The 26,704-nt window shown below is 50.3% G+C and carries 24 protein-coding genes, 1 pseudogene and 1 riboswitch; of the genes and pseudogenes, 13 read left to right on the plus strand and 12 right to left on the minus strand.

The annotated features are described in order from the left end of the window. Nucleotides 1-3: 3 nt before the first annotated feature. Nucleotides 4-1,008 (plus strand): radical SAM protein, encoded by a 1,005-nt coding sequence (locus tag DPO_RS14670; RefSeq protein ID WP_006966838.1) that lies wholly within the window; start codon nucleotides 4-6, stop codon nucleotides 1,006-1,008. Here DPO_RS14670 and DPO_RS14675 read toward each other — a convergent pair. Beyond that, complete coding sequence (locus tag DPO_RS14675; RefSeq protein ID WP_006966839.1) at nucleotides 992-2,245, minus strand: DEAD/DEAH box helicase; 1,254 nt, start codon at nucleotides 2,243-2,245, stop codon at nucleotides 992-994. The two genes, DPO_RS14670 and DPO_RS14675, sit on opposite strands and share 17 nt — an antisense overlap. Before the next feature lie 199 nt (nucleotides 2,246-2,444). Continuing rightward, nucleotides 2,445-2,629: riboswitch (cobalamin riboswitch) on the plus strand. Nucleotides 2,630-2,947: 318 nt separating this feature from the next. Between DPO_RS14675 and DPO_RS14690 the strand changes: the two genes are divergently transcribed. Both DPO_RS14690 and DPO_RS14695 read left to right on the plus strand, forming a co-directional pair. Further along, nucleotides 2,948-3,460: a cob(I)yrinic acid a,c-diamide adenosyltransferase gene (locus tag DPO_RS14690; protein ID WP_006966840.1), complete on the plus strand. Its 513-nt coding sequence runs from the start codon at nucleotides 2,948-2,950 to the stop codon at nucleotides 3,458-3,460. Then, nucleotides 3,457-4,923 carry a cobyric acid synthase gene (locus DPO_RS14695; RefSeq protein ID WP_006966841.1) on the plus strand — a complete coding sequence of 489 codons (1,467 nt, stop codon included), beginning with the start codon at nucleotides 3,457-3,459 and terminating at the stop codon, nucleotides 4,921-4,923. The genes DPO_RS14690 and DPO_RS14695 overlap by 4 nt, the downstream gene beginning before the upstream one ends. A 31-nt stretch (nucleotides 4,924-4,954) precedes the next feature. Here DPO_RS14695 and thpR read toward each other — a convergent pair whose 3' ends face one another. Beyond that, nucleotides 4,955-5,536, minus strand: coding sequence for an RNA 2',3'-cyclic phosphodiesterase (gene thpR, locus DPO_RS14700; protein ID WP_006966842.1), 582 nt, complete (start codon nucleotides 5,534-5,536; stop codon nucleotides 4,955-4,957). Further along, nucleotides 5,529-5,816, minus strand: coding sequence for a MoaD/ThiS family protein (locus DPO_RS14705; protein ID WP_006966843.1), 288 nt, complete (start codon nucleotides 5,814-5,816; stop codon nucleotides 5,529-5,531). Before DPO_RS14705 ends, thpR begins: the two co-directional genes overlap by 8 nt. Nucleotides 5,817-5,922: 106 nt before the next feature. On the opposite strand from DPO_RS14705, the gene DPO_RS14710 reads away from it, so the two are divergent. Together DPO_RS14710 and DPO_RS14715 are read left to right on the plus strand one after the other, a co-directional pair. Next, nucleotides 5,923-8,022 (plus strand): sensor histidine kinase, encoded by a 2,100-nt coding sequence (locus DPO_RS14710; protein WP_236609974.1) that lies wholly within the window; start codon nucleotides 5,923-5,925, stop codon nucleotides 8,020-8,022. Further along, nucleotides 8,019-8,657 (plus strand): response regulator, encoded by a 639-nt coding sequence (locus DPO_RS14715; protein WP_006966845.1) that lies wholly within the window; start codon nucleotides 8,019-8,021, stop codon nucleotides 8,655-8,657. The genes DPO_RS14710 and DPO_RS14715 overlap by 4 nt, the downstream gene beginning before the upstream one ends. Here the strand turns inward: DPO_RS14715 and DPO_RS14720 are convergent. The 6 genes and pseudogenes from DPO_RS14720 to DPO_RS14745 form a co-directional block, all read right to left on the minus strand. Next, nucleotides 8,654-9,169, minus strand: a complete 516-nt coding sequence (locus DPO_RS14720; RefSeq protein ID WP_006966846.1) for a MarR family winged helix-turn-helix transcriptional regulator — start codon at nucleotides 9,167-9,169, stop codon at nucleotides 8,654-8,656. The two genes, DPO_RS14715 and DPO_RS14720, sit on opposite strands and share 4 nt — an antisense overlap. Before the next feature lie 188 nt (nucleotides 9,170-9,357). Next, nucleotides 9,358-11,091 carry a TRAP transporter permease gene (locus tag DPO_RS14725; RefSeq protein ID WP_006966847.1) on the minus strand — a complete coding sequence of 578 codons (1,734 nt, stop codon included), beginning with the start codon at nucleotides 11,089-11,091 and terminating at the stop codon, nucleotides 9,358-9,360. 122 nt (nucleotides 11,092-11,213) lie between these two features. Then, a pseudogene (locus DPO_RS26755) lies at nucleotides 11,214-12,175 on the minus strand (TAXI family TRAP transporter solute-binding subunit). 198 nt (nucleotides 12,176-12,373) lie between these two features. Then, complete coding sequence (locus DPO_RS14735) at nucleotides 12,374-13,021, minus strand: 4Fe-4S binding protein (protein WP_006966850.1); 648 nt, start codon at nucleotides 13,019-13,021, stop codon at nucleotides 12,374-12,376. Continuing rightward, on the minus strand, nucleotides 13,018-13,764 hold the full coding sequence (locus DPO_RS14740; protein ID WP_006966851.1) for an ATP-binding protein: 747 nt from the start codon (nucleotides 13,762-13,764) through the stop codon (nucleotides 13,018-13,020). The genes DPO_RS14735 and DPO_RS14740 overlap by 4 nt, the downstream gene beginning before the upstream one ends. Nucleotides 13,765-13,810: 46 nt before the next feature. Beyond that, nucleotides 13,811-14,545, minus strand: a complete 735-nt coding sequence (locus DPO_RS14745) for an HD domain-containing protein (RefSeq protein WP_006966852.1) — start codon at nucleotides 14,543-14,545, stop codon at nucleotides 13,811-13,813. Between the two features lie 190 nt (nucleotides 14,546-14,735). Between DPO_RS14745 and DPO_RS14750 the strand changes: the two genes are divergently transcribed. The 5 genes from DPO_RS14750 (at nucleotide 14,736) to aspS (ending at nucleotide 21,968) form a co-directional block, all read left to right on the plus strand. Further along, entirely contained in the window at nucleotides 14,736-15,419 is a 684-nt protein-coding gene (locus tag DPO_RS14750) for a Crp/Fnr family transcriptional regulator (protein ID WP_006966853.1), read from the plus strand. A gap of 206 nt (nucleotides 15,420-15,625) precedes the next feature. Next, nucleotides 15,626-17,353 (plus strand): aldehyde ferredoxin oxidoreductase family protein, encoded by a 1,728-nt coding sequence (locus DPO_RS14755; protein WP_006966854.1) that lies wholly within the window; start codon nucleotides 15,626-15,628, stop codon nucleotides 17,351-17,353. A gap of 159 nt (nucleotides 17,354-17,512) precedes the next feature. Continuing rightward, nucleotides 17,513-18,808 carry a histidinol dehydrogenase gene (gene hisD, locus DPO_RS14760; RefSeq protein WP_006966855.1) on the plus strand — a complete coding sequence of 432 codons (1,296 nt, stop codon included), beginning with the start codon at nucleotides 17,513-17,515 and terminating at the stop codon, nucleotides 18,806-18,808. 81 nt (nucleotides 18,809-18,889) lie between these two features. Further along, entirely contained in the window at nucleotides 18,890-20,149 is a 1,260-nt protein-coding gene (gene hisS, locus DPO_RS14765; protein WP_006966856.1) for a histidine--tRNA ligase, read from the plus strand. A gap of 31 nt (nucleotides 20,150-20,180) precedes the next feature. After that, nucleotides 20,181-21,968 (plus strand): aspartate--tRNA ligase, encoded by a 1,788-nt coding sequence (aspS, locus tag DPO_RS14770; protein WP_006966857.1) that lies wholly within the window; start codon nucleotides 20,181-20,183, stop codon nucleotides 21,966-21,968. Between the two features lie 77 nt (nucleotides 21,969-22,045). Here the strand turns inward: aspS and minE are convergent, their stop codons facing one another. Genes minE through DPO_RS14785 form a run of 3 tightly spaced genes read right to left on the minus strand, consistent with a single transcriptional unit; the run spans nucleotide 22,046 to nucleotide 23,843 of the window. Then, nucleotides 22,046-22,312, minus strand: a complete 267-nt coding sequence (minE, locus tag DPO_RS14775; protein WP_006966858.1) for a cell division topological specificity factor MinE — start codon at nucleotides 22,310-22,312, stop codon at nucleotides 22,046-22,048. 14 nt (nucleotides 22,313-22,326) lie between these two features. Further along, nucleotides 22,327-23,124: a septum site-determining protein MinD gene (gene minD, locus DPO_RS14780; RefSeq protein ID WP_006966859.1), complete on the minus strand. Its 798-nt coding sequence runs from the start codon at nucleotides 23,122-23,124 to the stop codon at nucleotides 22,327-22,329. Between the two features lie 29 nt (nucleotides 23,125-23,153). Then, nucleotides 23,154-23,843, minus strand: a complete 690-nt coding sequence (locus DPO_RS14785) for a septum site-determining protein MinC (RefSeq protein WP_006966860.1) — start codon at nucleotides 23,841-23,843, stop codon at nucleotides 23,154-23,156. Nucleotides 23,844-24,121: 278 nt separating this feature from the next. Between DPO_RS14785 and aroF the strand changes: the two genes are divergently transcribed. The 3 genes from aroF (at nucleotide 24,122) to DPO_RS14800 (ending at nucleotide 26,703) form a co-directional block, all read left to right on the plus strand. Beyond that, nucleotides 24,122-25,132, plus strand: coding sequence for a 3-deoxy-7-phosphoheptulonate synthase (aroF, locus tag DPO_RS14790; RefSeq protein WP_006966861.1), 1,011 nt, complete (start codon nucleotides 24,122-24,124; stop codon nucleotides 25,130-25,132). Next, nucleotides 25,129-26,166, plus strand: a complete 1,038-nt coding sequence (gene aroB, locus DPO_RS14795; RefSeq protein WP_006966862.1) for a 3-dehydroquinate synthase — start codon at nucleotides 25,129-25,131, stop codon at nucleotides 26,164-26,166. The genes aroF and aroB overlap by 4 nt, the downstream gene beginning before the upstream one ends. 96 nt (nucleotides 26,167-26,262) lie before the next feature. Then, nucleotides 26,263-26,703, plus strand: coding sequence for a Fur family transcriptional regulator (locus DPO_RS14800; protein ID WP_006966863.1), 441 nt, complete (start codon nucleotides 26,263-26,265; stop codon nucleotides 26,701-26,703). Nucleotide 26,704: the final 1 nt, after the last annotated feature.

The raw sequence follows: 26,704 nt of genomic DNA on the forward strand, positions 1-26,704 counted from the left end.
AACATGCAGAAAAAAACCGTTGCTTTTTCCAAAGATTCATCCAATCTTTTTTTTCATATTCTGACCCGGTGCAACCTGTCCTGTGCCCACTGCTATATCAACCCGGACCAGCATGGCAGACAGACCCTTTCCATCGACACCATCCGGCAGTGGCTGGGCCTGTTTGCCCATAACGCACCCCGGACCAATCTGATTTTTTTAGGGGGTGAGCCGACGCTGCACAAGGATCTGCCGGCGGCTGTCAAATCAGCGCGACAGTTTCATTTCAAGTCCATTACCATTGACACCAACGGATTTCTGTTCCACGATATCCTTGACAAAATCACACCCGAAGATGTGGATTTTATCTCATTTTCCCTGGATGGAGCCACTGCTTCCACCAATGACGTTATTCGGGGGCCGGGCAGTTATGATGCGGTGATCTCAGGTATTCACCGGGCACGGAAAAAAGGGTTTTCCTGCGCCATGATCTATACCGTGTCTGACAAAAATTTACATGAGCTGTCCCAAATGCCGGGGCTGGTGTCATCTTTGGATATTCACCGGTTTTTTATCCAGGTCATCGGCATGCGGGGCAATTCCGCTGCCGGCAGTACCGGCACCCATCAGGTATCCAAGGACCTGTGGCTTTCAGTGATTCCTGAAGTGGCCCGCACCATTGCTGACACCGGCATCATCGTCACCTATCCCAAAGTATTTCTGGAAAAAGACGAGGCATTTACCTGTGCCGGCATTGTGGCGGACAACTATTTTGTGTTTCCCAACGGCCGGGTGTACCGGTGTCCTTTGTGCGAAGATTATCCGCTGCATGCCTACACCATAAGGGACAACACCCTGGTGCCGTCTTTGCCCGTCAATGAAACCCAGCTGTTTGATCTGACCATCCCTGAAGGATGTGTCATGAACAAAATCATCCAGCCCGGCAACCTGGATTATCTGGCAGACGGCACACCGGCCCACAGAATCGCCTGCTGCATGCTCAAGCAGGAACTCAGCCGGACCGTTTAGATTTTTTTGATTTTTTCCGTGATTTTTTGGGATCTCCGGCTTCATGGGTCAGAATCATCTGCCTGAGGCCTTCGGTGTCTTTGGGATCCAGAAGAATCTGGGCATATTCCTGGGGGGTGACCGGTTGAATGAGAATTTCTTCATTAATCAATGCCTGGATCTGATTCAGCCGTGTTTTTTCATTGGGGCTGCAAAATGAAAACGCCTGACCCTTGCGCGTGCCCCGGCCGGTCCGGCCCACCCGGTGCACATAGTTTTCCGGATTGTCCGGCAGATCATAGTTGATCACATAATCCAGATTGGGAATATCGATGCCCCGGGCCGACACATCCGTGGCAATGAGAATGCGTTCTTCTCCGGCCTTGAACCGGGCCAGGACCCGGGTACGTTCCGCCTGATCCTTGTCCCCGTGAAGGGTGGCCGAAGCAATGTGATCCCTGTCAAGCGCCCTGGCCACCCGTTCCGCTCTGACTTTGGTTCTGACAAACACCAGGATGCGTTCGTTTTCATGATCCCGGATAAACCGCCGCAGAAAAAACCGCTTGTCATCCATCTCCATTTCCACCACCCAGTGGGACACATTTCTGGATACCGGAGAGTCCGGTGCAATCTGAATCCGAATGGCCGAAGTTCTTACCTGGGAAAACGCCAGTTTCTTGATTTCTTTGTCAATGGTGGCGGAAAAAAACAGGGTCTGGTGCCGCCGGGGCAGTTTTTTCTTGACGGCCTGGATATCTTCCAGAAACCCTTTGGCCAGCATCCGGTCCGCTTCATCCAGCACCAGGGTGTTCACCCGGGACAGGGAGATGGCGCCCTGGCTGATGAGGTCAAACATCCGACCCGGCGTTGCCACCAGCACATCAATGCCGTCTTGCAGCCGGACGATCTGACGGTCCTGGTCCACGCCGCCGAAAACCGCAAACGGATTCACCCGGGTATGGCTGGACAGGGTATTGAATACCGCGCCGATCTGACCGGCCAACTCCCTTGTGGGAACCATGACAACACACTGGATCCCGGCACGGGCTCTGGATTGTTTGGACTTATGGATCCGATCGATAACGGGAATGGCAAAGGCAGCGGTTTTTCCCGTACCGGTCTGGGCCACGGCCAGCACGTCTTCTCCCTTGAGAATGCAGGGAATCGCCTTGAACTGGATATCGGTAGGCCGTTTAAATCCGGCGGCGGCCAGATTTCTTTTTATGGCGGCTGCGATTGGATAATTTTCAAATTTCATAAATATGTCTACACTTTCGTAAAGATACTTTCAATTGATGGGTTTTTATTTAAAATACAGATAATGGGCTTGAAACGCAAACGCATGCAACCCATTGAATGTCTTTATCGTATTGTTTGCCTGAGATGTCAATATATACAGACAGTTCTACCCTTCCGGATACATATTTTATTCTTGACACTCCCAAGGCAAGCAGGTAAGGTGATTTATTGTTTCAGGTGCTGCCCACGCAGTTAAAAGGGAACCCTGTGAAAGTCAGGGACGGTCCCGCCGCTGTAACCGGGGATGAACGCCACACACAACCACTGATGAGACATACACGGGAAGGGGTGGCTGGTAAAAAGATCCGGAAGTCAGAAGACCTGCCTGAACAGTTGATCGTATGCTAGCGAGGACTTGGAGTGATCAACAAAATGAGGATAAAAACGGTTCCCATATCAGTACTGCTGATATGGGTTTTTTAATGCCTTGACGACAGGATGACTCATGTTCTCCAGTATACCGGTTGCCATACCCGGAGGGAAAACAGGATATCTGGTGGTTCTGTTTTCCCTCTTCCTTCCGGGGGTCGGCCCGATATCCCTGCCATGGGACTCAAAGAATGTTTCACATGAAACACATCCATACATTCCATTTAACACCTTGGTTGATTTTCATACCACTTCGCTGTCATATGCTGACAAATAAAATTCAGGAGATGCCATGAAAGGATATATACAAATATATACAGGAAACGGAAAAGGAAAAACCACGGCCGCGTTAGGGCTGGCCCTGCGGGGGGCCGGGGCCGGGCTTCAGGTGTTTGTGGGACAGTTCCTCAAGCAGGGACCCTATTCGGAAATCAAGGCATTATCCTTATTTGAAAATGTGACCGTGGAACAGTTCGGCATGGGCAAATTTGTCAGAGGCATGCCGTCTGAAGATGAAAAAGCGGCGGCCCGAAAGGGATATGCCCGATTGTGCGGGATTTTGAAAGCCAATGCCCATGACCTGGTGATCGTGGACGAAGGCAATGTGGCGGTTACCTGCCAGCTGTTGACCGAGAATGAACTGCTGGGTTTCATGGATCTGAAACCGGATCATGTGGAACTGGTGATCACAGGCAGAGACGCATCCGCCGCAGTGATCACCCGAGCGGACCTGGTCACTGAGATGAAAGAGATTAAACACTATTATCATCAGGGAGTCACGGCCCGCAAAGGCATTGAAAAATGAACGCACCGAACATTGCCGTTCTGGGTACAGGATCGGATGTGGGCAAAAGCATTATTGCTGCGGGCATCTGCCGGTATCTGGCGGACAAAGGTCAGCGGGTAGCGCCTTTCAAAGCCCAGAACATGTCCAATAATTCCGGCATCACCCCGGAAGGCCTGGAGATCGGCCGGGCACAGATCGTTCAGGCCGAGGCGGCCCGGATCGCACCCCATGTACACATGAATCCCATTTTGTTGAAACCGTTTGGAGACAAACAATCCCAGGTCGTTCTGAACGGAAAGGTTCACGGCAACCACACAGCCATGGATTACCATACCAGAAAAGCATTTTATTTTGAAAAAGCGTGTCAGGCGTTTGACGCCCTGGCTGCCGGATATGACCGCATCGTTCTGGAAGGGGCCGGATCCTGTGCCGAAGTCAACCTCATGGACACGGACATTGTCAATTTCCCCATGGCCCGATATGCCGATGCCGATGTCATTTTAATTGCAGACATTCACCGGGGCGGGGTCTTCGCCCAGGTGGTGGGGACCCTGGCCTGCCTGCCGGATGATTATCGTGACATGGTCAAAGGGATCATTATCAACCGGTTCCGGGGAGATATCGATTTGTTCAGACAAGGCATGGCTTGGATTGAACAGCACACCGGCAAACCGGTTTTAGGGGTGTTGCCCTGGTATTCTCATTTTAAAATTGATGCCGAAGATTCGGTTGAAATAGAAAAAATAAATGATTTCAAGTTATTAGAAAAAAACATTCCTGCTGTTGCTATCTTAAGACTGCCCCACATCGCCAATTTCACCGATTTTCATGCCCTGGCCAGAATCCATGGCCTGCAAACGGTTTTCATTGATTCGCCAAAACAGCTGGACCGGTTTACCGCCATCATCATTCCGGGTTCCAAAAATACCCGAAAAGACTTAACCTGGGTCATGGAACGGTTTGAAACTCCGCTGAATGACTATGTGCGCAAGGGCGGCCATGTTTTAGGCATCTGCGGCGGATACCAGATGCTGGGACAATGGGTAAAAGATCCAAACGGGCTGGAAGGTTCCCCGGGACAGACCCGGGGACTGGGACTGCTGCCGGTCCAAACCCTGCTGCAATCCCCCAAAACCACCACATTAAGCGAGTTCAGATGGGGCGATGCCTATGGCAGAGGATATGAAATTCACATGGGTGCCACGCAGCTGACCGGCGGCGTTCCGTTTATCCGCATTGTTTCCAGAAATGGCATCCCCGTAAATGAAACCGACGGATGCCTGGCAGACAATGGTCAAGTGGCCGGTACTTATGTTCACGGATTTTTTGATTTCAACACCATTATCAAAAAATGGTTTGATTTAATCGGCCTGGATCATCCTTTGGATTTTTCAATTGACGCAGCCATTGAAAAAGACAAGGATTACGATCATCTGAAGAAACATATGGAAACCTATCTGGATCTGGAAGCGCTGATTTAAAAAAACAGGGCAATACAATGACTTGATTGTTTCAATGATTCAATATGATCTGAAACAATGGAGAATGCACCGCGCCTTGCGGTTGAAGCCGGCTTTTGTACAAGACAAGGCGGTTAACCGGAAACGCATGCGAAGAGTTGCTTTCAAAACGCTTGATCACAGAAATCATATCATGCGGCCGGACCGGTTTTTTAATACGCGCCAGAGTAATATGCGGAAAAAATGGCCGGGATTGCGCCGGAATACCCATGGGGTGAAGCTTTTTTTCCAAATCCGTCACAACCTGCATCAGATGTTCTGTCTGTTCATGAATACCGATCCATACGATCCGGGCGTTTCTGACATTAGGAAAGACACCGATACCCCCGGCTGTCAGAGTAAATGCCGGATATGCGCCGGAAAATGCCGCCATGACAGATTGAAGGGGTATCAGCAACTCCCTGGGGATCGGACCTAAAAATTTCAGTGTCAAATGAAACATTTCCGGATTGGGCCAGGCAGCAATCCATCCGGCTGATTTAAGTTCCGACTGGATATCTGATAAAAACCGTTTGACAGCATCCGGCAACGGTATGGCAATAAACGTCCGGACAACATCTGACGATTCAGCCATGACGCTTGTTTTTGAATCCCAGAAGCACCCGGTAGGGTCCCGGTGTTCCCTGGGGAACAAATGCCACACGATCCTGATCTTTGAGAACCGTTGAAAAAGGCTGGACACGGCCGTTCACAAACACCACTTCCACATCCCCGGGGGTCAGCTGCATCTGCTGCACCAGCATTTCAGCGGTGGTACCATCCGGAATGGACAATGAGACATTGGAAAAAGGCAGATTATTCTGCTGAAGTTTTTTTTGTAAAAATGAAAATGCATTAAACGTAATTGTCGGCATGATTATTCTCCTTTTGATTCATTTTATCCAATGCCTGAAATATTCTCAATTGAAAAAATATGAAACTTCTGCCTATATGTAACAAATGCGTCTTCGTTTGATCATAATGATTCTGGCAATCTTTGCTTTTTTATCCGTATCCACGGGAGGATGGCTGTTTTATTATTCGTTTCGTAAAGCCAGCATTCAGACCGGGGAAACCCAGGCGGTTGCACAGCTGAAACTGCTGACCGACCAGTTGGCGACGTCCCTGTCTGAACACATCAAATCCGTTCGTGTGCTGTCCCGGATCAAAGAACTGGAAACCGTTCTTGTGGACACAAACCTTGAAACCCTTTTCAAAGCCAACCAGATTCTGGATATGTTTACCCGATCCCTGGAACTGGATGTCAGCTATCTGATGGACCTGAAGGGCAATACCATCTGTTCGAGCAACCGGAATCAGTTCGACAGTTTTGTGGGCCATGATTTTTCTTTCAGACCCTATTTCACATCCGCCATCCAGGGGCAACCGGACAGTTACCTCGCCCTTGGCGTCACTTCCATGAAACGGGGGGTCTATTACAGCCATCCGGTGTATCATCCCGAGAAACAGGAAATCATCGGAGTGGCCGTGATAAAATCTTCCATTGAGTTTCTGGAAACCACTTTGTTTTCCAACCCGGAACATCTGCTTTTCTTTGTCAGCCCCAATGGCATCATTTTCATCAGCAATCAATCCCGATACCGGTTTAAACTGCTGTGGCCTGTGGACAATGAAACAAAAGACCAGATTGTCCAGTCCCGTCAATTCGGCAACGGCCCCTGGGGCTGGTCCGGATTCCGCCGGACACAGACCAAAGACCGGGTCACGGATCAAAACAAAGAGGCATATCTATATACCTCTTTGTCAGTACCCCGGTATCCTGACTGGCGCGTGGTGTCTTTGAAAAACAAAAAACTGCTTGAAAAGCAGTTCTCCGCCCCGTTCATCAAAGGGATCGGCCCGGGGGTGATCTTTATTACCAGTCTGGCGGGCATCCTGGTTTTTTTTCTGTATCAACAGGCCGCCAAAGAAATCAGTCAGCGAAAAACAGCCGAGGAAAAACTGCGGATCAGTGAGGAGAGATATCGACATATTTACCATAAAACGCCGATCATGCTCCATTCCATTGATACCAAAGGAAGAATTATCCGGGTGTCCGATCACTGGGTGGATGTCATGGGATATGATCGAGAAGAGGTCATCGGCCGGCATTTGACGGATTTTTTCACTCCGGAATCCAAAAAATTTGCCTTGTCAAAGGTCTTTCCCCAATTTTTCAACACCGGGTTTTTCAAAGATATCCCCTATACCTATGTGAAAAAAAGCAAAGATAAAATGGATATTCTTCTTTCCAGTTACGGGGTCAGAGATGAGACGGGCCGGGTAGTTCGTTCTTTGGCAGTAAGTGTGGATGTGACGGAAAAAAACCGAACCCAGAAAGATCTGGAACATGCCAAGGAAAAACTGGCCCGATACTCCCATGATCTGGAAAAACAGGTGCGCCTGAGAACGGCACAACTGGAAAAAGCCCAGAGCAGCCTGAAAAATTTATCCAAAAACATCATTGCTTCCCAGGAACGGGAAAAAGAACAGGTGGCCCGGGAACTTCATGACCATCTGGGGCAGGTATTGACCGCATTACGCATCGATGTGATGTGGGTGAAAAACCATTTTACATCTTCTCCGGATCAGGCCGTGGACCGGGCCGAAAAAATGAGTCTGCTCATTGACAAAACCATTCAGGATGTCAGGGATATGGCCTATCGGCTCCGCCCCAGGGTGCTGGATGACCTGGGCTTGTCAGATGCACTGGAATCTTTGGTATCTGATTTTGAAAAACGATCCAATGTCTCCTGTGTCTTTCGCCGGGATATCATCCCGCAGATCGATAAAACGCTGGCCACCGCCCTTTACCGAATCGGCCAGGAAGCGGTCACCAATGCCATCCGCCATGCAAAAGCCACCACCATCATTGTTGAATTGAGAACCGATGCCAAAGGGCTGGTATTGACGGTGGAAGACAACGGTATCGGCTTTAATCCAGACGAAAGCAGAACCGGCTTCGGACTGGAAGGCATGATGGAACGGGCCAATCTGGCAGGCGGATGGCTGGACATTACGTCGCAAAAAGGCAGCGGAACCCGAATCACCTGCAAGGTAAACGTGGAGGGATGGTCATGATCACTGTGTTGCTGGCCGACGATCACAGTATTGTCAGAGACGGATTGCGGCGGGTTCTGGAAGACAGCTCCGACATCAAGGTCATTGCCGAAGCCTCTGATGGAGAAACCGCTTTTGATCTGGCCATGACAAAACAACCGGATGTGGCTGTTATCGACATATCCATGCCCGGCATGGATGGGCTGGAAGTGGTGGCGCGCATGAACAGTTACTGCCCCAAAATCCCGGTACTTATTTTAACCATGCATGAGGAAGAACAATATGTGATCCGGGCCATGGAAGCCGGCGCCATGGGATATGTCACCAAACAGTCCGCACCCGAGCAGCTGGTGGCGGCAGTGAAAAAAATTCATTCCGGGGGTCGGTATCTGACGGAAAAAGCCAGTGAAGCCTTGGCCCTGCGTTTCATTCGGGGCGACAAAAACAAACACGCCATGGAATCTTTATCCATGCGCGAACTCCAGGTATTGCGCAAACTGGCCACGGGAAGTACGAACCGGGAAATTGCCATTACTTACAATATCAGTGTTAAAACCGTGGATACTTATCGGTCCAGGCTCTTGAAAAAACTGAACCTGAGAAACAACGCGGATCTGTCCAGATATGCCATACAGAATCGCCTGGTGGAATTTTAATCCGACAGATTCAGCCGGGAAAAATTGGTGAAGATTTTATTTAACGTGGATTTACACTGGGCCATCTCCTCGTGAGAAATCCCCTGTTCCGCTTCCACAAGCATCTCCATGACCATGGCAATTAAATCATCCCGAAAAGATTTGGCTTTGTGTGTCAGATAAACCAGTTTGCTGCGCTTGTCGGACCGGTCCGGCACACGAAGCACGATATTCTTTTTTTCCAGCACATTGAGCAACCGGGTGATGGCTGCCTTGTCCTTGACCGACACGTTGGAAAGTTCCTGCTGGGTTTGTCCGTCTTTTCGGTATAAATGAACCAGAATGCTCCATTGTTCATAACTGACATCAAATCCGGCATCTGCAAATTTTTTGGTCAGCCGTTTAATGATGGCCCGGGAAGTTCTGCCCACCAGATAGGCAATGGATGTGTCAATAACCCGTTCAAATGTTTCCAGTTCCAGCGTATCCGAAGGGGAAGCCGTAAATTCAGGTACCAATTGAGTCTGTTTCATGTCTATTTTTTCCATTACCGTGGTAATTGTCAGCGATTTTGGTAAGTTTGGACTTAATATGACTGAAAAAAGTTGATATGGCAACTAAATTTTGCTCGCCAGAACAATGGGCATAAAAAAAGCCGCTTCCCCCGGAAGCATGGATCGCTCGAGGAAAACGGCTTTTTGCCGGACAAAAACAGGCCGGATCAGGCAGCTGATTTTCTGGAAAACAGATTTTTCAAAGAAGAAATCCAGATTCCGCTGAGAAACCAGGAATAGATATATGTACCGATAATAATGGCAACAAACGCTTTGACAATGTCCATGGGGCTGCCGTCCAGGGAGAATCCGGGCACGTATCCGAAAAGAAGGGGGCCCAGATAAAGAAATTTGGCAAATTTAAAAGAGGTAAACGCGGTTTTCCACATATTGGCTTTGGCAATAGTGGCACCGGCAAACGCGGCAATGCACACCGGTGGGGTGATATTGGAATCCTGGGACAGCCAGTATACGATCATATGAGCCGCCAGCTCGTTCACGCCCAGGTGGGTCAGGGCCGGCACCGCCACCACGGCAGTCACCAGATACGCGGCCGTCACCGGAACCCCCATGCCCAGCACCAGAGAGGCCAGGGCCACCAAAAGAATGGTGAGCAGCAAAGACCCGCCTGCCAGATCGATCATAATGTCGGCAAAGGTCAGAATCAGGCCGGAAAACGTCAATACCCCGATAATAATCCCGATGACGCCCACGGTGGCACCGATTTTCAGACTGTTTTCTGTGCCTTCCCGGGCCGCTTCCACAAACCGCTTAGGGCCGATGCGGGTTTCCTTTCTCACCCATGAGATCGCAATACAGGTGATCAGACCCAGAATCGCGGAATAGGCCGGAGAAAATCCATACAGCATGAACACCGTGATAATCACCAGCGGCATAATGTAAAACCACTGCTTCTTGAAAATTTCCATGGCACTGAATTTGGATCTTTCCCCCACCACGTTGTCTTTTTTGGCTTCATAATGCACCATGACAAACACGGAAAAAAAATACATAAAAGCCGGAAATATGGCCACCAGCATGATGTGGGAATAAGGCAGCCCGGTCAGTTCCGCCATGATAAAACCGCCGGCCCCCATGATGGGCGGCATGAACATCCCGCCGATTGACGCGGCCGGTTCGATAGCACCGGCCACATGGGGCCGGAATCCGGCTTTTTTCATCATGGGAATGGTGAACATGCCCGTGGACACGGTATTGGCAATGGCACTGCCGGAAATGGAGCCAAACAGGCCCGAAGCGATGACCGATACTTTTCCGGGACCGCCGATGCGGTGGCCCACCGCCGCCAGGGGCCAGTCAATGAAAAATTTCTGGGCCCCGGATTTTTCCAGAAACGCGCCGAACAGCACAAACAGGATCACATAAGTGGCCAGCACACTGGCCATGATCCCGAACACCCCATCACTTTTATAGAAGATACTGACACACAACTCCGTGAACGGGGCCCCGGCATGGGAGATCAGATCCGGGGCCTTGTATCCGTAAACCCCGTAAACCAGAAACACCACCCCCATGATGACAAACACGTTGCCCACCACCCGCCGGGCCAGCTCGATCCCGATAAGCACCCCCACAATGGCGAAAACTGCATCCACCGGGGTTTCTGCCCCGGTCCGGTAGTTGATAGCCTCAAACATGATAATCCAGTATCCGACACAGACAACCGACAAAACAATCAGAATATAGTCCAGAATCCGGCCAATCGTGGTTTTTGCCTTATAGAGCAGGAAGACCAGCACATACGTTATGATAACATACACACCCCGGTGATACTGAGTGGCCATGGGCTGGACCACGGCCGCCCATGCGTAGAACAGCACCAGTGTCACCGCACAGATATCAAAAAAAATTTTCTCGAATCGATTTAATTTATGGTACACAATCCGCTTTCCTATTTGCTGATATGGTTGTCACAGGCATACCGGTCCAAAAAAAATTACCGGACACCAGACGTCCTTGTCCCGTGTCCGGTATTTCTAATAAAAAGGGTCAGGCTGCTGTATTACAAAACCCCTTTTTCTTTCCAGAATTTCTCAGCACCCGGATGAAACGGGGTGACGACGCCGGTGGGGCCGGATTCAATAGACATGCTTTTAAACGTTTTTTTCTGGGAAACCATATGGGCCAGTCCCTCGTCGGTATAGATGAGAGACAGCATCTCATAGACGGCATCGGCAGACACATCTTTGTTGGCCACCCACAGTGCGGCATCCTGAAACGAACTCACATCATAGTCCACCCCTTTATAGGTGTTGGCAGGAATGGTGACCTTGGCAAAATATGGATATTCCTTGTAAAATCCGGAAGATACTGCATCCTTGTCCAGATCGACCATGTCAATGTCATTGGTCTGGGCCGCCATCATGACCGCGCCGGTGGGATATCCCACAAACAGCCAGAATGCATCCAGCTGGTTGTTGCCGAAAGCCTGGGCGCATCGTTATACCCCATGGCATTTCTTTCAATTTTATCCCAGATCCCCATATGGGTGAAAAACAGCTCACAGTTGGCAAATGCACCGGATCCGGCATTACCCACACCCACTTTTTTGCCTTCCAGGTCTTTGACACTTTTAATCCCTGACCCGGCTTTGACCACCAGCTGGGCCGGAGCGCCATACAGGAATGCCACAGCCATGACGTTTTCATATTTTTTGGGGTCATTTTTCATCTTGCCGTTCCGGCCCTGATACACATGGCCGGAATAGACCACGCTCATCTGCTGACGGCCGGCATCGGTTTTTCTCAAATTTTCCACAGAACCGGCGGAAGACTGGGCCTGAACCCGGATATCAGACAGTTCTTTGATGGGGTCATACACCTGGATGGCATTGGCCACCACCTGAAAGGTTCCGCCGGCAGGACCGCCGCCGAACACGATTCTTTCCTTGGCCAGCGCAGTCTGGGAACATACCATGGAAACGACTGCAATCATTCCAATGAATAAAAGATGCCTTGCTTTCATACAATCCTCCTTGAATAATACGGGTTAAAAAAACGATCACATATTTTTTTATTCATACGACTCTATCAAGGGGAAAGTAAAGGATCAATTGGAAGATTTCTGATTATGCTGTAGTAATTTTTCTTACAATCTCAGGATATCAGACAGATCACGCGTGAACAGGGTAAGCCTCAGATTCCTGGAATGTATCAAAAGAAATCAGGCGAACACCTGATCAATGCGAGAAAAAAGATGAGAAAAGCGCTGCCCGTTTCGAGAATGGGTTTTGTAATAATTCAAACAGGTTTCAACGGTTGCCACTACCTGGTCATGGGAATGAAGGCCCGGCATTTCCGTGGCCAGCCGGGGATGCCGGCCCAGCCGTCCCCCCAGCAAAATGCGGAATCCGGACTGAACCGGTTCAAGGGTTCGGCCCGGGCAGACATGAACACATTGGCCGCATCTCTGGCATAAATTCATATCAATGACCGGTGTTTTATTTCCATCTGATGTGTCTGTCAACCGAATCGCCCGGTCCGGACATTTTCGGACACAGGCGTTACAGCCGGTACATGCCGCATCTCCCACCCCCGGGACCACCGCACCGATGATACCGATATCTGCGATCTGGGGGCGGGAACAGGCATTGGGGCAATCACTGAGCACAATGCGTAATTCATGATGGGGCCGGATCTTCCCGTTGGTAGATGATTTTAGAAATCCCGGAATATCCGCCTGTGTCAACAAAAAGGTCAATTTCCTTGCCAGATCCGCTGTGGATAAAGCGACATGGGGACACCCTTTGCTGCCGAAACACACAGACACATCATACCCGGTCACCGGCTTTTTTTGGCCGGTCTTTGTCATGAAAGGATCTCGCCCCGGGCGCTGATCGTTACCTGTGAAAAAGGGATATCCATGCCGCTGTTTTCCAGTGCTTTCTGAATAATATGAGGCAGTCCGGAACAACAGGGGACTTCCATGATCACGGCGGTAATGCTTTTAATGCCGGATTTTTTAAACACATCCGTCAATTTATCCACATATCCCTGGGTATCGTCAAATTTGGGACACCCGATCATCACTGCTTTGCCTGCCAGAAAATCCCTGTGAAACGACGGATAAGCCACGGGCACACAATCGGCGGCAATCACCAGGTCCGCATCTTTCAAAAACGGCGCGCCGGCCGGTACCAGGCGAATCTGAACCGGCCAGTGTCCCAGAGCGGAAGGACCGCCGGAACCGGTCACCCGGGGCTGATTGGCACAGTCGCATGACGTGTCGGAAAAGGTTTTCAAGGCTGCGGACGGGCAGCCGCCGGTCATGACCGGTTTTCTCTGACCTGTCGATTTTTCAGCCTGGGCCTGTTGTTTGAGCAGTTCATGAACCGCTGCCTCATCAAATTCTTCGGCTTCTCTTTCCACAATATGCAATGCATCCCGGGGACATTCACCCAGACAGGCCCCTAATCCGTCACAATACTTGTCTGAAATGACACGCGCTTTGCCGTTCACAATCTGAATGGCGCCTTCTGCACAAGACGGCACACAATTGCCGCACCCATCACATTTTTCATCATCGATTTCAATTATTTTTCTAAGTACTTTCATGATTCTGTTCCTTTATAATTATATATCGGTTATACGCTGTGGATTATCATCCTTTTTGAATCAAAATCTGGCGAGCCAGGTCTTTTCCCGCATCCGTCAGATAAATGCCATCGATTTTCCGGGCCAGGGTGTCTGCATCGATCTGCTCTTTTCCCCGGCAGTCTTCCATATTGGCCAGAATATCCGCATCATAGACCGTTTTAAAATTAATGGTTTCCGAATTTTTGGGATGATGATGGTGTGAAATGATGTCACACACCTCGGTGATCAGCTTTTCCTTGGCTCCCAGATCTTCCAGAATTTTTCCGGCCACGGGCGGACCTTCGATGTGCTGATATTTTGCTTCGGCGGACCCATATTTTTTTTCCGCATTTTTGATGCCGATATCATGGAGATACGCGGCACAAAGCACCACCGCCAAATTGGCTTTTTCTTTTTTACCAATTTTCTCCGCATACCGGGCCACCCGCCCGGCATGGCCGATCCGTTTGAAATCCGTACCAAAATACTGTTTCATCTTCACCGCCACCCGATCTTTCAACAGATCTTCCTGCTGGGCCACAAACTCTTCCGGTAATGTGCCCAGGCATTGTTCAGCATACTTGCAATATGCCGCACACCCGAAATCCATTTTCGGATTCACAATTTTCTTGTGGCAGTGACCGCATCGCCGGGTGGCATCATCCTTGAAAAATTCCATGGGATGTCCGCATTCCGGACATTGGGTTTCAAAAATCGCGTTCTGGTCCCAGTACTGGGTATCTTGTCCCGGACATTTCATACGCCACCTTCCTTCTTATTATTGATTTGTTTATCGATTCATTCATCCGGCAATCTGCTTTACAATCTGATGCAAACCTACTATAAAACGAAATGAAATACCTTGATCTGAATCAAGGGGATCATTTATTTTTGGCGATTTTTAAAAAAGTGTCAATGGCCGCGGATCGTTAATCAAAAATACAGGAGCTGTGACCGGTATCGATATTTTAAAGACCATTCCCCTTTTTTCCGGATTGTCCGATGATCAGTTGAAAATCCTATCCAGCATTGCCGTCCGACTGACTTTCAAACGTGGAGACATGATTTTTCACGACGGTGACAAAGGCGATGGCATCTATATTGTCGAAACCGGAAAAATAAAAGTCTTCAAGCTGTCTTTGGATGGCAAAGAACAGATTCTCCATATTTTCGGCCCGGGTCACACGTTCGGAGAAGTGCCGGTATTTCAGGGCAAGAGCTTTCCCGCTTCATCCATGACCCTGGAACCCTCGGATATTATTTTTTTACCCCGAGACCGGTTTGTTGAACTGATTACCACCACTCCGGCCCTGAGCATGAACATGCTGGCCGATCTTTCCAGACGGCTGCGGGCCTTTACCATCCAAATCGAAGCGCTGAGCCTCAAGGAGGTGCCGGCCCGGCTGGCTGCATACATATTGACATTATCCAAAGAACAGAAAAACCCTGTCCGGGTCCGTCTTCCCATCTCCAAAGCCCAGCTTTCCAACCTTATCGGCACCACACCGGAAACCATCTCCAGAATGCTCAAAAAAATGGGGGATACCGGTTTGATACTAGTGCAGACAAAGACCATCGACATTCTGGACAAAGAAGGCCTGATAGAACTGTCTGAATCCGGCCGGTTACAATAACCTGTTCCCCGGAAGTAAAAACCGTTTTTTTATACTGGACTAAAATTTATTGTCATGGCATAACTGAAAAATACAGATGTTTTGATTTCCGGGGCACGGGTCACTTGGGACTGAAAAACATCGTCACAAAAAAAATCACAGATACTGGACAAAACCGTTCAGAAAAATCATTGTCACATGTCCAACAATCTTGCCAAGGAGGAAACATGGGAAAGTTATTGAGAATCAACACCAAAGAAAAAACATTCACCTTTGAAGAGACACCGGATACCTATGCCGGCTTAGGCGGAAGAGCCCTGACATCCAAAATGATTCTGGATGAGGTCCCGGCCACCTGCCATCCGTTGGGAAAAAACAACAAACTCATCTTTGCTCCCGGGGTCCTGTCCGGATCTCCGGCCGCAGATTCCGGAAGGCTTTCCGCCGGCGCCAAATCGCCGTTAACCGGCGGAATCAAGGAAAGCAACGCCGGAGGACTTGTGTCCCAAAAACTGGCAAAACTGGGAATCACCGCCCTGGTTCTGGAAGACAAACCCGAAGGCAACGATTACAGCCTGATCAAAATTGACAAAGACGGTGTTTCCATTGAATCCGCAGACGATCTGGTCAAAAAAGGCAATTATGCGGTCATGGAAACCCTGTGGAACAAATACGGTAAAAACGTCGGCGTCTTAAGTATCGGCCAGGCCGGTGAACAATGCCTGAAAGGCGCGTCCATCAACCAGGCGGACATGAACGGCCGTCCCGGACGGGCACATGGCAGAGGGGGCTTAGGTGCGGTCATGGGATCCAAAAAAATCAAGGCCATCGTGGTGGATGATTCTGGTGCGCCCCGGGTGGAAATCAAGGATCCGGATGCGTTCAAGGCCGCCAACAAACGATGGGTGGAAATGCTGAGAAACCATCCGGTCACCGGTGAAGGCCTGCCGGCTCTGGGCACGGCCGTACTGGTGAATGTCATCAACGAAGCCGGGACCCTTCCCACCAAAAACTTCAGATCCGGCCGGTTCGACCATGCCCAGGCCATTTCCGGCGAAACCATGGCGGAAACCATTGAAAAACGCAACGGCATCACCACCGAAGCCTGTCATCCCGGATGTGTGATCAAATGCTCCAATGTCTATCACGGCAAAGACGGCAATTTCCTGACCTGCGGGTTTGAGTATGAAACCATCTGGGCCTTCGGTGCCCACACCACCATCCAGGATATGGATCAAATTGCCACTCTGGATAAAATGTGTGATGATTTCGGTTTAGACACCATTGAAACCGGGGTCACCATCGGTATTGCCATGGAAGGCGGCATGATCGCCTGGGGTGACGGCCAGGCCGCCATTGACCTGCTGTCCAAAGTGGGGGAATACGCACCCGAAGGCAAAATCATCGGAAACGGGGCCTTGTTCACCGGGGACGCTTTGGGCGTGGACCGGGTTCCGGTGGTGAAAAAACAGGCGTTGCCGGCCTATGATCCCAGAACCTGCAAAGGCGTCGGCGTCACCTATGCCACCACACCCATGGGCGCGGATCATACGGCTGGATATGGCGTCACCGCCAATATTCTGAGCGTCGGCGGCACCATCGATCCCCACAAAAATGAAGGCAACATCGAACTGTCCCAGGGACTGCAGATCGCAACCGCTGCCGTGGATGCGGCCGGGCTCTGTCTGTTTGTGGCGTTTGCGGTTCTGGATAATGAAGACGGCCTGCCCACCATTGCCCAGATGCTCAATGCCCGGTACGGCCTGAACCTGACCCCGGATGATATTCTGGAACTGGGGAAATCCATTCTCAGAAATGAAAAAGAATTCAACAAAAAGGCCGGTTTTACTGAAATCGACGATCAGCTGCCGGAAATGTTTAACGAACCGGTGCCCCCGCACAATGTACCGTGGGATTTCACCATTGAAGACCTTCAGAAAACCCTGAACTTCTAAATTTAAGGTATTCTCTTCTGACTCCTGCATCAGGGCGAAAAAAATTTTCGCCCTGATGTGATTCTCTGGATTTATCCTGCCTGTTCTGGTATATCTTTCCTTCAATATTGAAAATAAGCCAGTTTTTAAATCACTTAACAAAATAAAGCCTTATTTATCATGAAACTGTTTGAATATCCTTCCGCCGACGCCCGGGCGCGTGTCCGGAACATCATTGACCGGGGCCTTGGGTTTTCCAAAGCCGATTATGACAATGTACAGGCGTTTATCGATGATGTCAAAACCCGGGGAGATGAGGCCCTGGTGGCATACACCAACCAGTTTGATTCCGGGGCCGTCACTCAGGATACGCTGAAAGTGACGGATGCCGAGTTTGAACATGCCCTGGCATCCGTGGACCCTCTATTTCTGGATTCCCTGAAACGGGCCATTGATCAGCTCACCCGGTTCCATGAAAAACAGAAGCAGAACGCATGGATCGACACCCCGAGAAACGGGGTCATTGTGGGACAGCTGGTACGTCCGGTCGGAGCTGCCGGCATCTATGTTCCCGGGGCCAAAGGCGGGAAAACCCCGCTGGTGTCCTCCGTGCTCATGGGAGGAATCCCTGCCAAAGTGGCGGGTGTGTCCACCATTGCTTTGATGACCCCGCCCATGGAAAATGGTGAAGTCAATCCCCATATTCTGGCAGCGGCGGCAAAAATGGGCATTACTTCGGTGTTCAAGGCCGGCAGTGCCTGGGCCATAGCTGCTCTGGCCTATGGTACCCGGCAGGTGCCCAAAGTGAATGTCATTGTAGGACCGGGCAATATTTATGTGACTCTGGCCAAAAAAATCGTTGCCGGCACCGTGGGCATCGACATGATCGCCGGGCCCAGTGAAATTCTCATCATTGCGGATCACACGGCCAACCCGGAATTTGTGGCTGCGGACCTGCTGTCCCAGGCCGAACATGATGCCAGAGCCTCCGCCATTCTGGTGACCGATTCCAGAAAATTGGCCGAACAGACCGCTTCCGTCCTGGAACGGCAGCTCAGCGCACTGGCAAGACAGGATACGGCCCGGCAGTCCATTGACAACTTCGGCGCCATCATGCTGGTGCCGGACATCGAAACCGGTATCGACCTGTCCAATCAGCTGGCGCCGGAGCATCTGGAACTGATGGTGTCTGCCCCGTTTGACTATATCGACCGGATCCAGAATGCCGGGGCCCTGTTTTTAGGACATTATACCCCGGAGCCCATGGGCGATTATATTGCCGGCCCCAATCATGTGCTGCCCACGGCCGGCACGGCCCGGTTCTCTTCGGCCCTGAGTGTGGACCATTTCATCAAAAAAACCAGCCTGATTCACTATTCAAGAACCGCCTTTGAAAATGAGGCAGAAGATGTGATCCGGCTGGCAGAGATTGAAGGATTGACCGCCCACGCCAATTCCGTGAAAATCAGAAAATAATTGACTCACAAGCGGTTTTTAAACTATATTGATCGATTGTATTAAAAATTGGCAAAAAACCCATACATGAAGACTTAAACCATGCAGACCATCCGAGGGTTCAGAGACATCCTGCCGGAACAGATCCGGCTGTGGCAGAAAGTTGAAAATCTGGCTGTTGAGCTGTTCAACGCTTATGGATACCAGGAAATCCGCATCCCGATTCTGGAAAAAACCGGGTTGTTCGCCCGGAGTATCGGAGAGACCACTGATATTGTCGAAAAAGAGATGTACACTTTTGACGACAGGAACGGGGACAAGCTGACCCTGAGGCCGGAAGCCACCGCTTCCATCTGCCGGGCATACATTCAGCACAAACTGTATGCCACGGAACCGGTGAGAAAATTTTACATGACCGGGCCTATGTTCCGGCGGGAAAGACCCCAGAAAGGACGGTACCGCCAGTTTTATCAGATCGATGCGGAAGTGTTTGGTGTGGATTCCGCCTATGTGGACTGTGAACTGATTTTTCTGCTGCACCAGTTGTTTAAACGGTTGGGGCTGACCGGACTGACCGCCCAGATCAACAGTCTGGGATGCCCGGAGTGCCGGCCGAAGTTCACCCGGGCGTTGCTGGATTTTCTGGAAGAACGAAAGCAGGATCTGTGTGAGATCTGCACCCGGCGGATGACGCGAAACCCGCTGCGGGTGCTGGACTGCAAGATACAGACCTGCCAGGCGGCCCTGATCGGTGCGCCGGCCACGGTGGATCACCTGTGTCCGGCCTGTGAAGACCATTTCAATATCGTGAAAACCACCCTGGAAAAACAGGGGGTGGATTTTTCGGTGAATAACTCGTTGGTGCGGGGCCTGGACTATTACACCCGCACGGCCTGGGAAATTCAGACCACCAGCCTGGGCGCCCAGAGCGCTGTGGCCGGGGGCGGCAGATATGACGGTCTGGTCAAACAACTGGGCGGACCCGACACCCCTGCCATTGGATTTGCCATCGGGTTTGACCGGCTGGTGGAAATCATGGAACAACTCACACCCATGCCGGCAGACCCCGGAGCGGACCTGTTCATTGTGGCGCTGGGCGATGCGGCCATGGAAACAGCCTATCACCTGTCCTGCGACCTGAACCAGGCAGGTATCAAAACCGACACGGACTTCAGGGGAAAAAGCCTGAAAGCCCTGATGAAACGGGCGGATAAACTCAATGCCCGGTATGTACTCATTGCCGGACAAACGGAACTTAACGACAATGCACTGATTCTTCGTAACATGAAAACCAAAGAACAGGTTTCCATCTCCATGGACCGGCTGGTTCCTGAAATCGAAGCTGTGTTGAAACACAAATAACCCAATTATTAAAATATAGAGGACAGACCTGGTGAGTGATTTATTAGGAAATATGAAACGAACCCATTTTTGTGCCGATCTTCGGGAAACAGACATTGACAAAACCGTGGTGCTGATGGGATGGGTCCAGCACCGCCGGGACCATGGCGGGGTCATTTTTGTGGACCTTCGGGACCGGGAAGGCATCACTCAGGTGGTCTTCAATCCGTTGATTTCACCGGCAGTCCATGAAAAAGCCCAGGAGATCCGAAGCGAATTTGTCTTAGGGATCAAAGGAAAAGTAGCAGCCCGGCCGGCAGATATGCGCAATCCCAAGATGGCCACCGGCGCCATAGAGATCCTGGTGGAAGAACTTAAAATATTTTCTAAAGCAAAAACCCCTATTTTTCTCATTGAAGACCGGGTGGAAGCCTCGGAAAACATCCGGCTTCAATACCGGTATCTGGACCTGAGACGTCCCCAGCTCAAACACAATATCCTGGCCCGTCACAAAGCCACCATGGCCATCCGAAATTATCTGGATCACAACGGATTCATCGATATTGAAACCCCTTTTTTAACCAAGTCCACACCGGAAGGGGCCCGGGATTATCTGGTTCCCTCCCGGGTCAACCCGGGTCAGTTTTATGCCCTGCCCCAATCGCCGCAACTGTTCAAACAGCTGCTCATGATCAGCGGTTTCGACCGGTATTACCAGATCGTCAAATGTTTCAGAGATGAAGACCTGCGGGCGGATCGTCAACCGGAGTTCACCCAGATCGACATGGAACTGTCTTTTGTGAATGAAGAACAGATCATGGAAATGGCTGAAGGGCTGATTACGGATATTTTTAAACACGTGTTGAATTTGGACCTGAAAACTCCTTTTCCCAGGCTCACCTATGCCCAGGCCATGGATCGTTTCGGCCTGGACCGGCCGGATCTGCGGTTTGATCTGGAGCTGGTGAATGTTTCCGATATCGTTGAACACACCGGATTCAAACTGTTTTCCAGCGTGGTCAAAAGCAACGGTCTGGTCAAGACCATCAATGCCAAAGGCTGCGCATCCTTTACCCGAAAACAGATTGACGATCTCACGGAATTTGCCGCTGTGTACCGGGCAAAAGGGCTGGCCTGGATCAAGATCAAGGAGGACCAGTGGCAGTCACCCATTGCCAAATTTTTCACAGATGATGAAAAACAGGCCCTGACAGACCGTCTGGATCTGGAACCGGGAGATATTGTATTTTTTGTGGCAGACCAGCCGGTCATTGCCAACGAAGCCCTGGGTCAGTTAAGAAATGAGCTGGCCCGGCGTCTGAACCTGATTCCGGAAGATCAATATTCCTTCACCTGGGTGACCGATTTCCCGCTGATGGAATACGATGAAACAGAAAAACGCTACCAGGCCCTGCACCACCCGTTTACCGCTCCCAGTGAAACAGACATTCCCAAACTGGACACGGCCCCTCTTGAAGTCAACTCCCGGGCCTATGACCTGGTGCTCAACGGCATTGAAATCGGCGGCGGCAGCATTCGTATCCATGATACAGCGCTCCAGGAAAAGGTATTGAGCTGTCTGGGCATATCAGAGGAACAGGCCCGGGAAAAATTCGGATTTCTGTTGGATGCCCTGGATTCCGGTGCCCCTCCCCACGGGGGGATCGCTTTTGGCCTGGACCGGCTGATCATGCTTTTATGCCGGGAAGAGTCCATCCGGAATGTCATTGCATTCCCCAAAACCCAGAAAGCCACCTGTCCCTTGACCGAAGCGCCTTCCACCGCGTCACCGGCTCAACTGCTGGAACTGGGCATCCGTACAACCCATGTCGGGGAATGACCCGTTTTTCCATTTAAAAGAACGCCCGCCGGGAAATATATTTCCCGGCGGGCAAATAAAACAAAGATACAAAAAAATTACGCCCGTTTTCGTTTGACATGAAGGATGGGGGTGTTGAACACCAGGGCCGACACATCGTCATCCCGCTTGACTTTCAACTCCAATGCGTCTTTGTCAATCTCGAAATATTTTGAAATCACATCCACAATATCCTGCTGAAGATCTGTCAAGGTGGTATCGTTGACCTCAAGTTTATCATAAATCAAAGAAAATTGGAGACGTTTTTTGGCGGCATCCTTACTGTTTTTTTTACCGGTGAACCGTTTCAATAATCCGCTGAGCATGCGACTTCTCCTTCTTATTTTAACCCGAAAGTCTTGCTTATTTTTTGCCACATACTGGTTTTATAGACGGGCATTTCAATGGGCAGATCTTCTTCTCCGTTCAATCGCCTGGCAATCCGCCGGAATGCAGCCCCGGCTTTTGAATCATTTTGCAGTACCAGCGGGGCCCCGGTATTGGAAGAAATCAACACTTTTTCATCCATGGGAACCAGCCCCACCAGGTCGATGGACAGCACTTCCATCACATCATCATGGCTGAGCATTTCTCCACGCGTCACCCGGGCCGGCTCGATGCGGTTGACGATCAGCCTGGGATTCAATGACCGGGCATACAGCAATCCGATCACCCGGTCCGCATCCCTGACCGCGGACACATCCGGCGTACAGATCACCAGGGCTTCATCCGCTGCCACCACGGAATTTTCAAACCCCCGTTCAATTCCGGCGGGTGAATCCATGATAATATAATCAAACCGGGACCGCAGCTGCTTGGCGACCCGTTCCACGCCTGCCGTGGTCAGTACATCTTTGTTATCACTCTGGGAAGCGGGAATCAGAAACAGGTTTTCAATCCGTCTGTCCCTGATGGCTGCCTGTTCCACTTTGCAGCGGTCCAGGACCACGTCCACAATATTGAAAACGATCCGGTTTTCCAACCCCATGACCACATCCAGGTTCCGCAGTCCGATATCCATATCCACGATAGCCACCCGATTTCCTTCAAGGGCCAGGGCAGCGCCGATGGAAGATGTGGCCGTGGTCTTTCCCACACCGCCTTTTCCGGATGTGACAACAATGTTTTTACCTTGCAAATCAACACCTCAACTGTTTAAAGTATAAATTAAACGACCGCCGGCCAGGGCATTTTCCGGAACGGATTTGTTTTCATATAATCTTGTACCAGAATACCGCCATCCCTGATACTGGCGAATACCGGCACGGTATGACAGGATTGTTCACTGCCGGTGACCGTGACTGCGGCAATCTTTATCACTGTGGGTTCAAAGGCAAGGGCGAACACAATGGCATCCTCATTTTCCGGATTGCCTGCATGCACTTTTCCTGCCAGTCGTCCTAAAACAATAATATCTTTACCGGCAATAATTTCAGCTCCCGGATTCACATCTCCGTAAATCACCACATGCCGGGCGGTTTCAATTTTCTGACCGGAACGGACCCTGCCTCTGAGCATCAGAACATCGCTGCGATGATGGTTCCACCCCCTGGAAAGGTCCCGCTGACGGATTCTTTGGGTAGGAGAAGATGGTTTCTGGGGAGAGGTTGTTACCCGTCCCACCTCGAATTTTTCAATTAATCTGGTTTTAATCAGGAAAAAAAAATCTTCCTGACCCTGGGCATCTCCCATGTCTATGACGACACTGGCATTGACCGCCAGATGTTTCAATTTTTCAAACAGCTTATCTAATTCAGCGATCAGCTCAACTTTGGGACGGGAAATATCCAGGGTAACCCATAACCCGCCACCAACGCCCTTCAGTTTAACAGGTGCCGCGTTTTCAAAATTTATCATGATATCGGTTCAGTAATGCCTTTTTCTCCTGCTTAAATATTGAGCAAATATATAAGAGATCCATTATATCCTGTCAAGGAATGAATCCCTAATCGTGTTTTTACGCAAATTTAAAACCCGGAATGAAAAAGCAGACTTTTTCCATTGACACCGGCACAACAAAGCCTATAATACGCAAACACAGGGCGTTCTTTTGTATAGAAACAACCGGCGGGTTGTATTTTATATTGCCCTCCTTTGTAAATGCTGGTAAAACGCCTAAAGTTGGAGGTCATGCCATGTTAATCGTAATGAAAAAAAATGCAACGGATCATCAAATCCAGGTTGTTGTTGCGGCGGTTGAGAAAAAAGGGTATACTGCCAGGCCTATTCCCGGAGGAGACCGGGTTTCCATCGGAATCCTGTATAACAGCGGCTCTGTGGACGCCGGCCACTTTCTGGGGTTCGATGGTGTAAAGGAGGTCATTCCGGTGACAAAACCCTATAAACTTGTCAGCCGGGAATTCAGACAGGAAAACACCCAGATCTGCGTCGGGGAAGCGGTTTTCGGCAACGGCACCATGCCTGTCATTGCCGGTCCCTGTGCGGTTGAATCCCTGGATCAGGTGCTGGCCATTGCCAAAGCCGTAAAAAAAGCGGGCGCCAAACTGTTCAGGGGCGGGGCGTTCAAACCTCGAACTTCTCCTTATTCTTTTCAGGGATTAGGGCAGCAGGGACTGGAATATTTAACCCGTGTCAGAGAAGAAACCGGACTGCCCGTGGTAACCGAGGTGATGGATGTGGAAACATTTGACATGGTGGAAGCCAGTGCGGATATCATCCAGATCGGCACAAGAAACATGCAGAACTTCACACTGTTGCGGCGGGCGGGAAAAGCGAAAAAACCGATTATTCTGAAGCGGGGCATGTCTGCCATGCTTCAGGAATGGCTCATGGCGGCGGAATATATCATGGAAGAAGGAAACGCAAACGTGATTCTGTGCGAGCGCGGGGTCCGGACGTTTGTTCGACACAGCAGAAACACGCTGGATCTGTCCGTGGTACCGGCAGTGAAAAAAGAAAGCCATTTGCCCGTTATCGTGGACCCCAGTCACGCAGCCGGTGTCAGAGACCTGGTCATTCCCCTTGCCTGTGCTTCTGCAGCACTCGGAGCAGATGGCCTGATGATAGAGGTTCATAATCATCCGGAAGAAGCCTTGAGTGACGGTGGCCAGTCGCTGTATCCGGACCAGTTTGAACAAACCATGAAAAAACTGACCGATATCCGTACCGTGATTGAATCCTCGTGATAAAGACGTATCATATCTCAGGCCAGCAAGGTGCTTCAGCGATTCATGTGGGCGCGCATTTGTCCGATATTGCCGCTTATCTTCCGGATCAGCCCCTGGTGATCATCACTGATCACAACATCAAGGCACATTATGCCCATGCTTTTCCTGAGGCACCCGTGATATGCATCGGTACCGGAGAAAAGATCAAAACCCTGACCACGGTGGCGTTCATCCTGGATCAGCTCATGGAACTGGGGTGTGATCGATCGGTTTTCATCTTAGGCATCGGCGGTGGTATTGTCTGCGATATCACAGGTTTTGTCGCATCTGTTTTCATGCGGGGGGTGGCCTTTGGATTTGTCTCCACCTCTTTGCTGTCACAGGTCGATGCCAGTGTCGGGGGAAAAAACGGGGTAAATGTGTCTGATTACAAAAACATGGCCGGTGTATTCAATCAGCCCCGGTTTGTGATCTGCGACCCGGCAATGCTCACCACGTTGCCGGCACCTGAAATTTCCAATGGCCTTGCCGAAATTGTCAAACATGCGCTGATTGCGGATACTGACATGCTGACTTTTCTGGAAAAAAATCAAAAAAAAGCGCTGGCCCTGGATCCGGAAATCATTTTTCACCTGATATCCCGTTGCGTGGCCATCAAAGCCCGGGTGGTGCAGGAGGATGAAAAAGAATCCGGGGCCCGACGAAAGCTGAACTTCGGCCATACCTTAGGCCATGCCATTGAAAAACTGGACCCGTCGGGACACGGCAAAGCGGTCTCCCGGGGCATGGTTGCTGCCGCGCGGTTTTCATATGATAAAAAACAGCTTTGTGTCCGGGATACCGACCGAATCATTCGCCTGCTCCAGGGATTGGGACTGCCCACTGATCTGAATTATGCGGCGGATAAAATCGATAGTGCCGTCAAACAGGATAAAAAAAAACAGGGAGACGGTTTGTTTTTTGTTTTTTTAGAAGCCCTCGGATCCGCCCGGGTGGAAAAAATTCATTTCAATGAGATCACCGCCTTTATCCAAGAAAACTTTGTCTCTTGATCCACACCAGAATCGATGAATAATTTCAGTTTTTTCTTGACAATTGATTATTAATCCTATCTAATTATTTAGATGAATAAAACAAAGGAAATCAATGTGGACCGGTTCACACAGTTATGTAAAGCCCATGGGCTCAAGGTCACGCCTCAGCGGGTTGCCGTTTACAAGGCACTCAAAAAGGCAACCGATCACCCCTGTGCAGATAAAATCCATAAACAGCTTCTCACGGATTTTCCAAACATCTCATTGGATACGGTGAACCGCACCCTGCTCACCTTTGCCAGAATACGTATTATCGATGTCGTGGAAGGACAGGGAGATCCCAGGCGGTTTGATCCCAACCTGGATGAACATCACCATTTTTACTGTCTGTCTTGCAACACCATCATTGATTTCCATGCTCCGGAACTGAAACACATTCAACTGCCGGATGACATCACCCGTTCATTCACAATCACCGGAAAACGGCTCTGCCTGACCGGATATTGTGCCCGATGCCGAAACCATGCCCCCGACAAGGTTACGGCGGTTGGATAAC

This window comes from Desulfotignum phosphitoxidans DSM 13687 (assembly GCF_000350545.1).
Classification (GTDB): Bacteria; Desulfobacterota; Desulfobacteria; order Desulfobacterales; family Desulfobacteraceae; genus Desulfotignum; species Desulfotignum phosphitoxidans.

Bases quoted from the DNA above. Each gene is read 5' to 3' on its own strand.
- DPO_RS14720 (WP_006966846.1), bottom strand. From the start codon at position 9,169: ATGAAACAGACTCAATTGGTACCTGAATTTACGGCTTCCCCTTCGGAT.
- thpR (WP_006966842.1), bottom strand. From the start codon at position 5,536: ATGGCTGAATCGTCAGATGTTGTCCGGACGTTTATTGCCATACCGTTG.
- DPO_RS14675 (WP_006966839.1), bottom strand. From the start codon at position 2,245: ATGAAATTTGAAAATTATCCAATCGCAGCCGCCATAAAAAGAAATCTG.
- hisS (WP_006966856.1), top strand. From the start codon at position 18,890: ATGCAGACCATCCGAGGGTTCAGAGACATCCTGCCGGAACAGATCCGG.
- DPO_RS14785 (WP_006966860.1), bottom strand. From the start codon at position 23,843: ATGATAAATTTTGAAAACGCGGCACCTGTTAAACTGAAGGGCGTTGGT.
- DPO_RS14695 (WP_006966841.1), top strand. From the start codon at position 3,457: ATGAACGCACCGAACATTGCCGTTCTGGGTACAGGATCGGATGTGGGC.
- DPO_RS14735 (WP_006966850.1), bottom strand. From the start codon at position 13,021: ATGACAAAGACCGGCCAAAAAAAGCCGGTGACCGGGTATGATGTGTCT.
- DPO_RS14705 (WP_006966843.1), bottom strand. From the start codon at position 5,816: ATGCCGACAATTACGTTTAATGCATTTTCATTTTTACAAAAAAAACTT.
- DPO_RS14740 (WP_006966851.1), bottom strand. From the start codon at position 13,764: ATGAAAGTACTTAGAAAAATAATTGAAATCGATGATGAAAAATGTGAT.
- aroF (WP_006966861.1), top strand. From the start codon at position 24,122: ATGTTAATCGTAATGAAAAAAAATGCAACGGATCATCAAATCCAGGTT.
- DPO_RS14745 (WP_006966852.1), bottom strand. From the start codon at position 14,545: ATGAAATGTCCGGGACAAGATACCCAGTACTGGGACCAGAACGCGATT.
- minE (WP_006966858.1), bottom strand. From the start codon at position 22,312: ATGCTCAGCGGATTATTGAAACGGTTCACCGGTAAAAAAAACAGTAAG.
- hisD (WP_006966855.1), top strand. From the start codon at position 17,513: ATGAAACTGTTTGAATATCCTTCCGCCGACGCCCGGGCGCGTGTCCGG.
- DPO_RS14755 (WP_006966854.1), top strand. From the start codon at position 15,626: ATGGGAAAGTTATTGAGAATCAACACCAAAGAAAAAACATTCACCTTT.
- DPO_RS14670 (WP_006966838.1), top strand. From the start codon at position 4: ATGCAGAAAAAAACCGTTGCTTTTTCCAAAGATTCATCCAATCTTTTT.
- DPO_RS14710 (WP_236609974.1), top strand. From the start codon at position 5,923: ATGATTCTGGCAATCTTTGCTTTTTTATCCGTATCCACGGGAGGATGG.
- DPO_RS14715 (WP_006966845.1), top strand. From the start codon at position 8,019: ATGATCACTGTGTTGCTGGCCGACGATCACAGTATTGTCAGAGACGGA.
- DPO_RS14690 (WP_006966840.1), top strand. From the start codon at position 2,948: ATGAAAGGATATATACAAATATATACAGGAAACGGAAAAGGAAAAACC.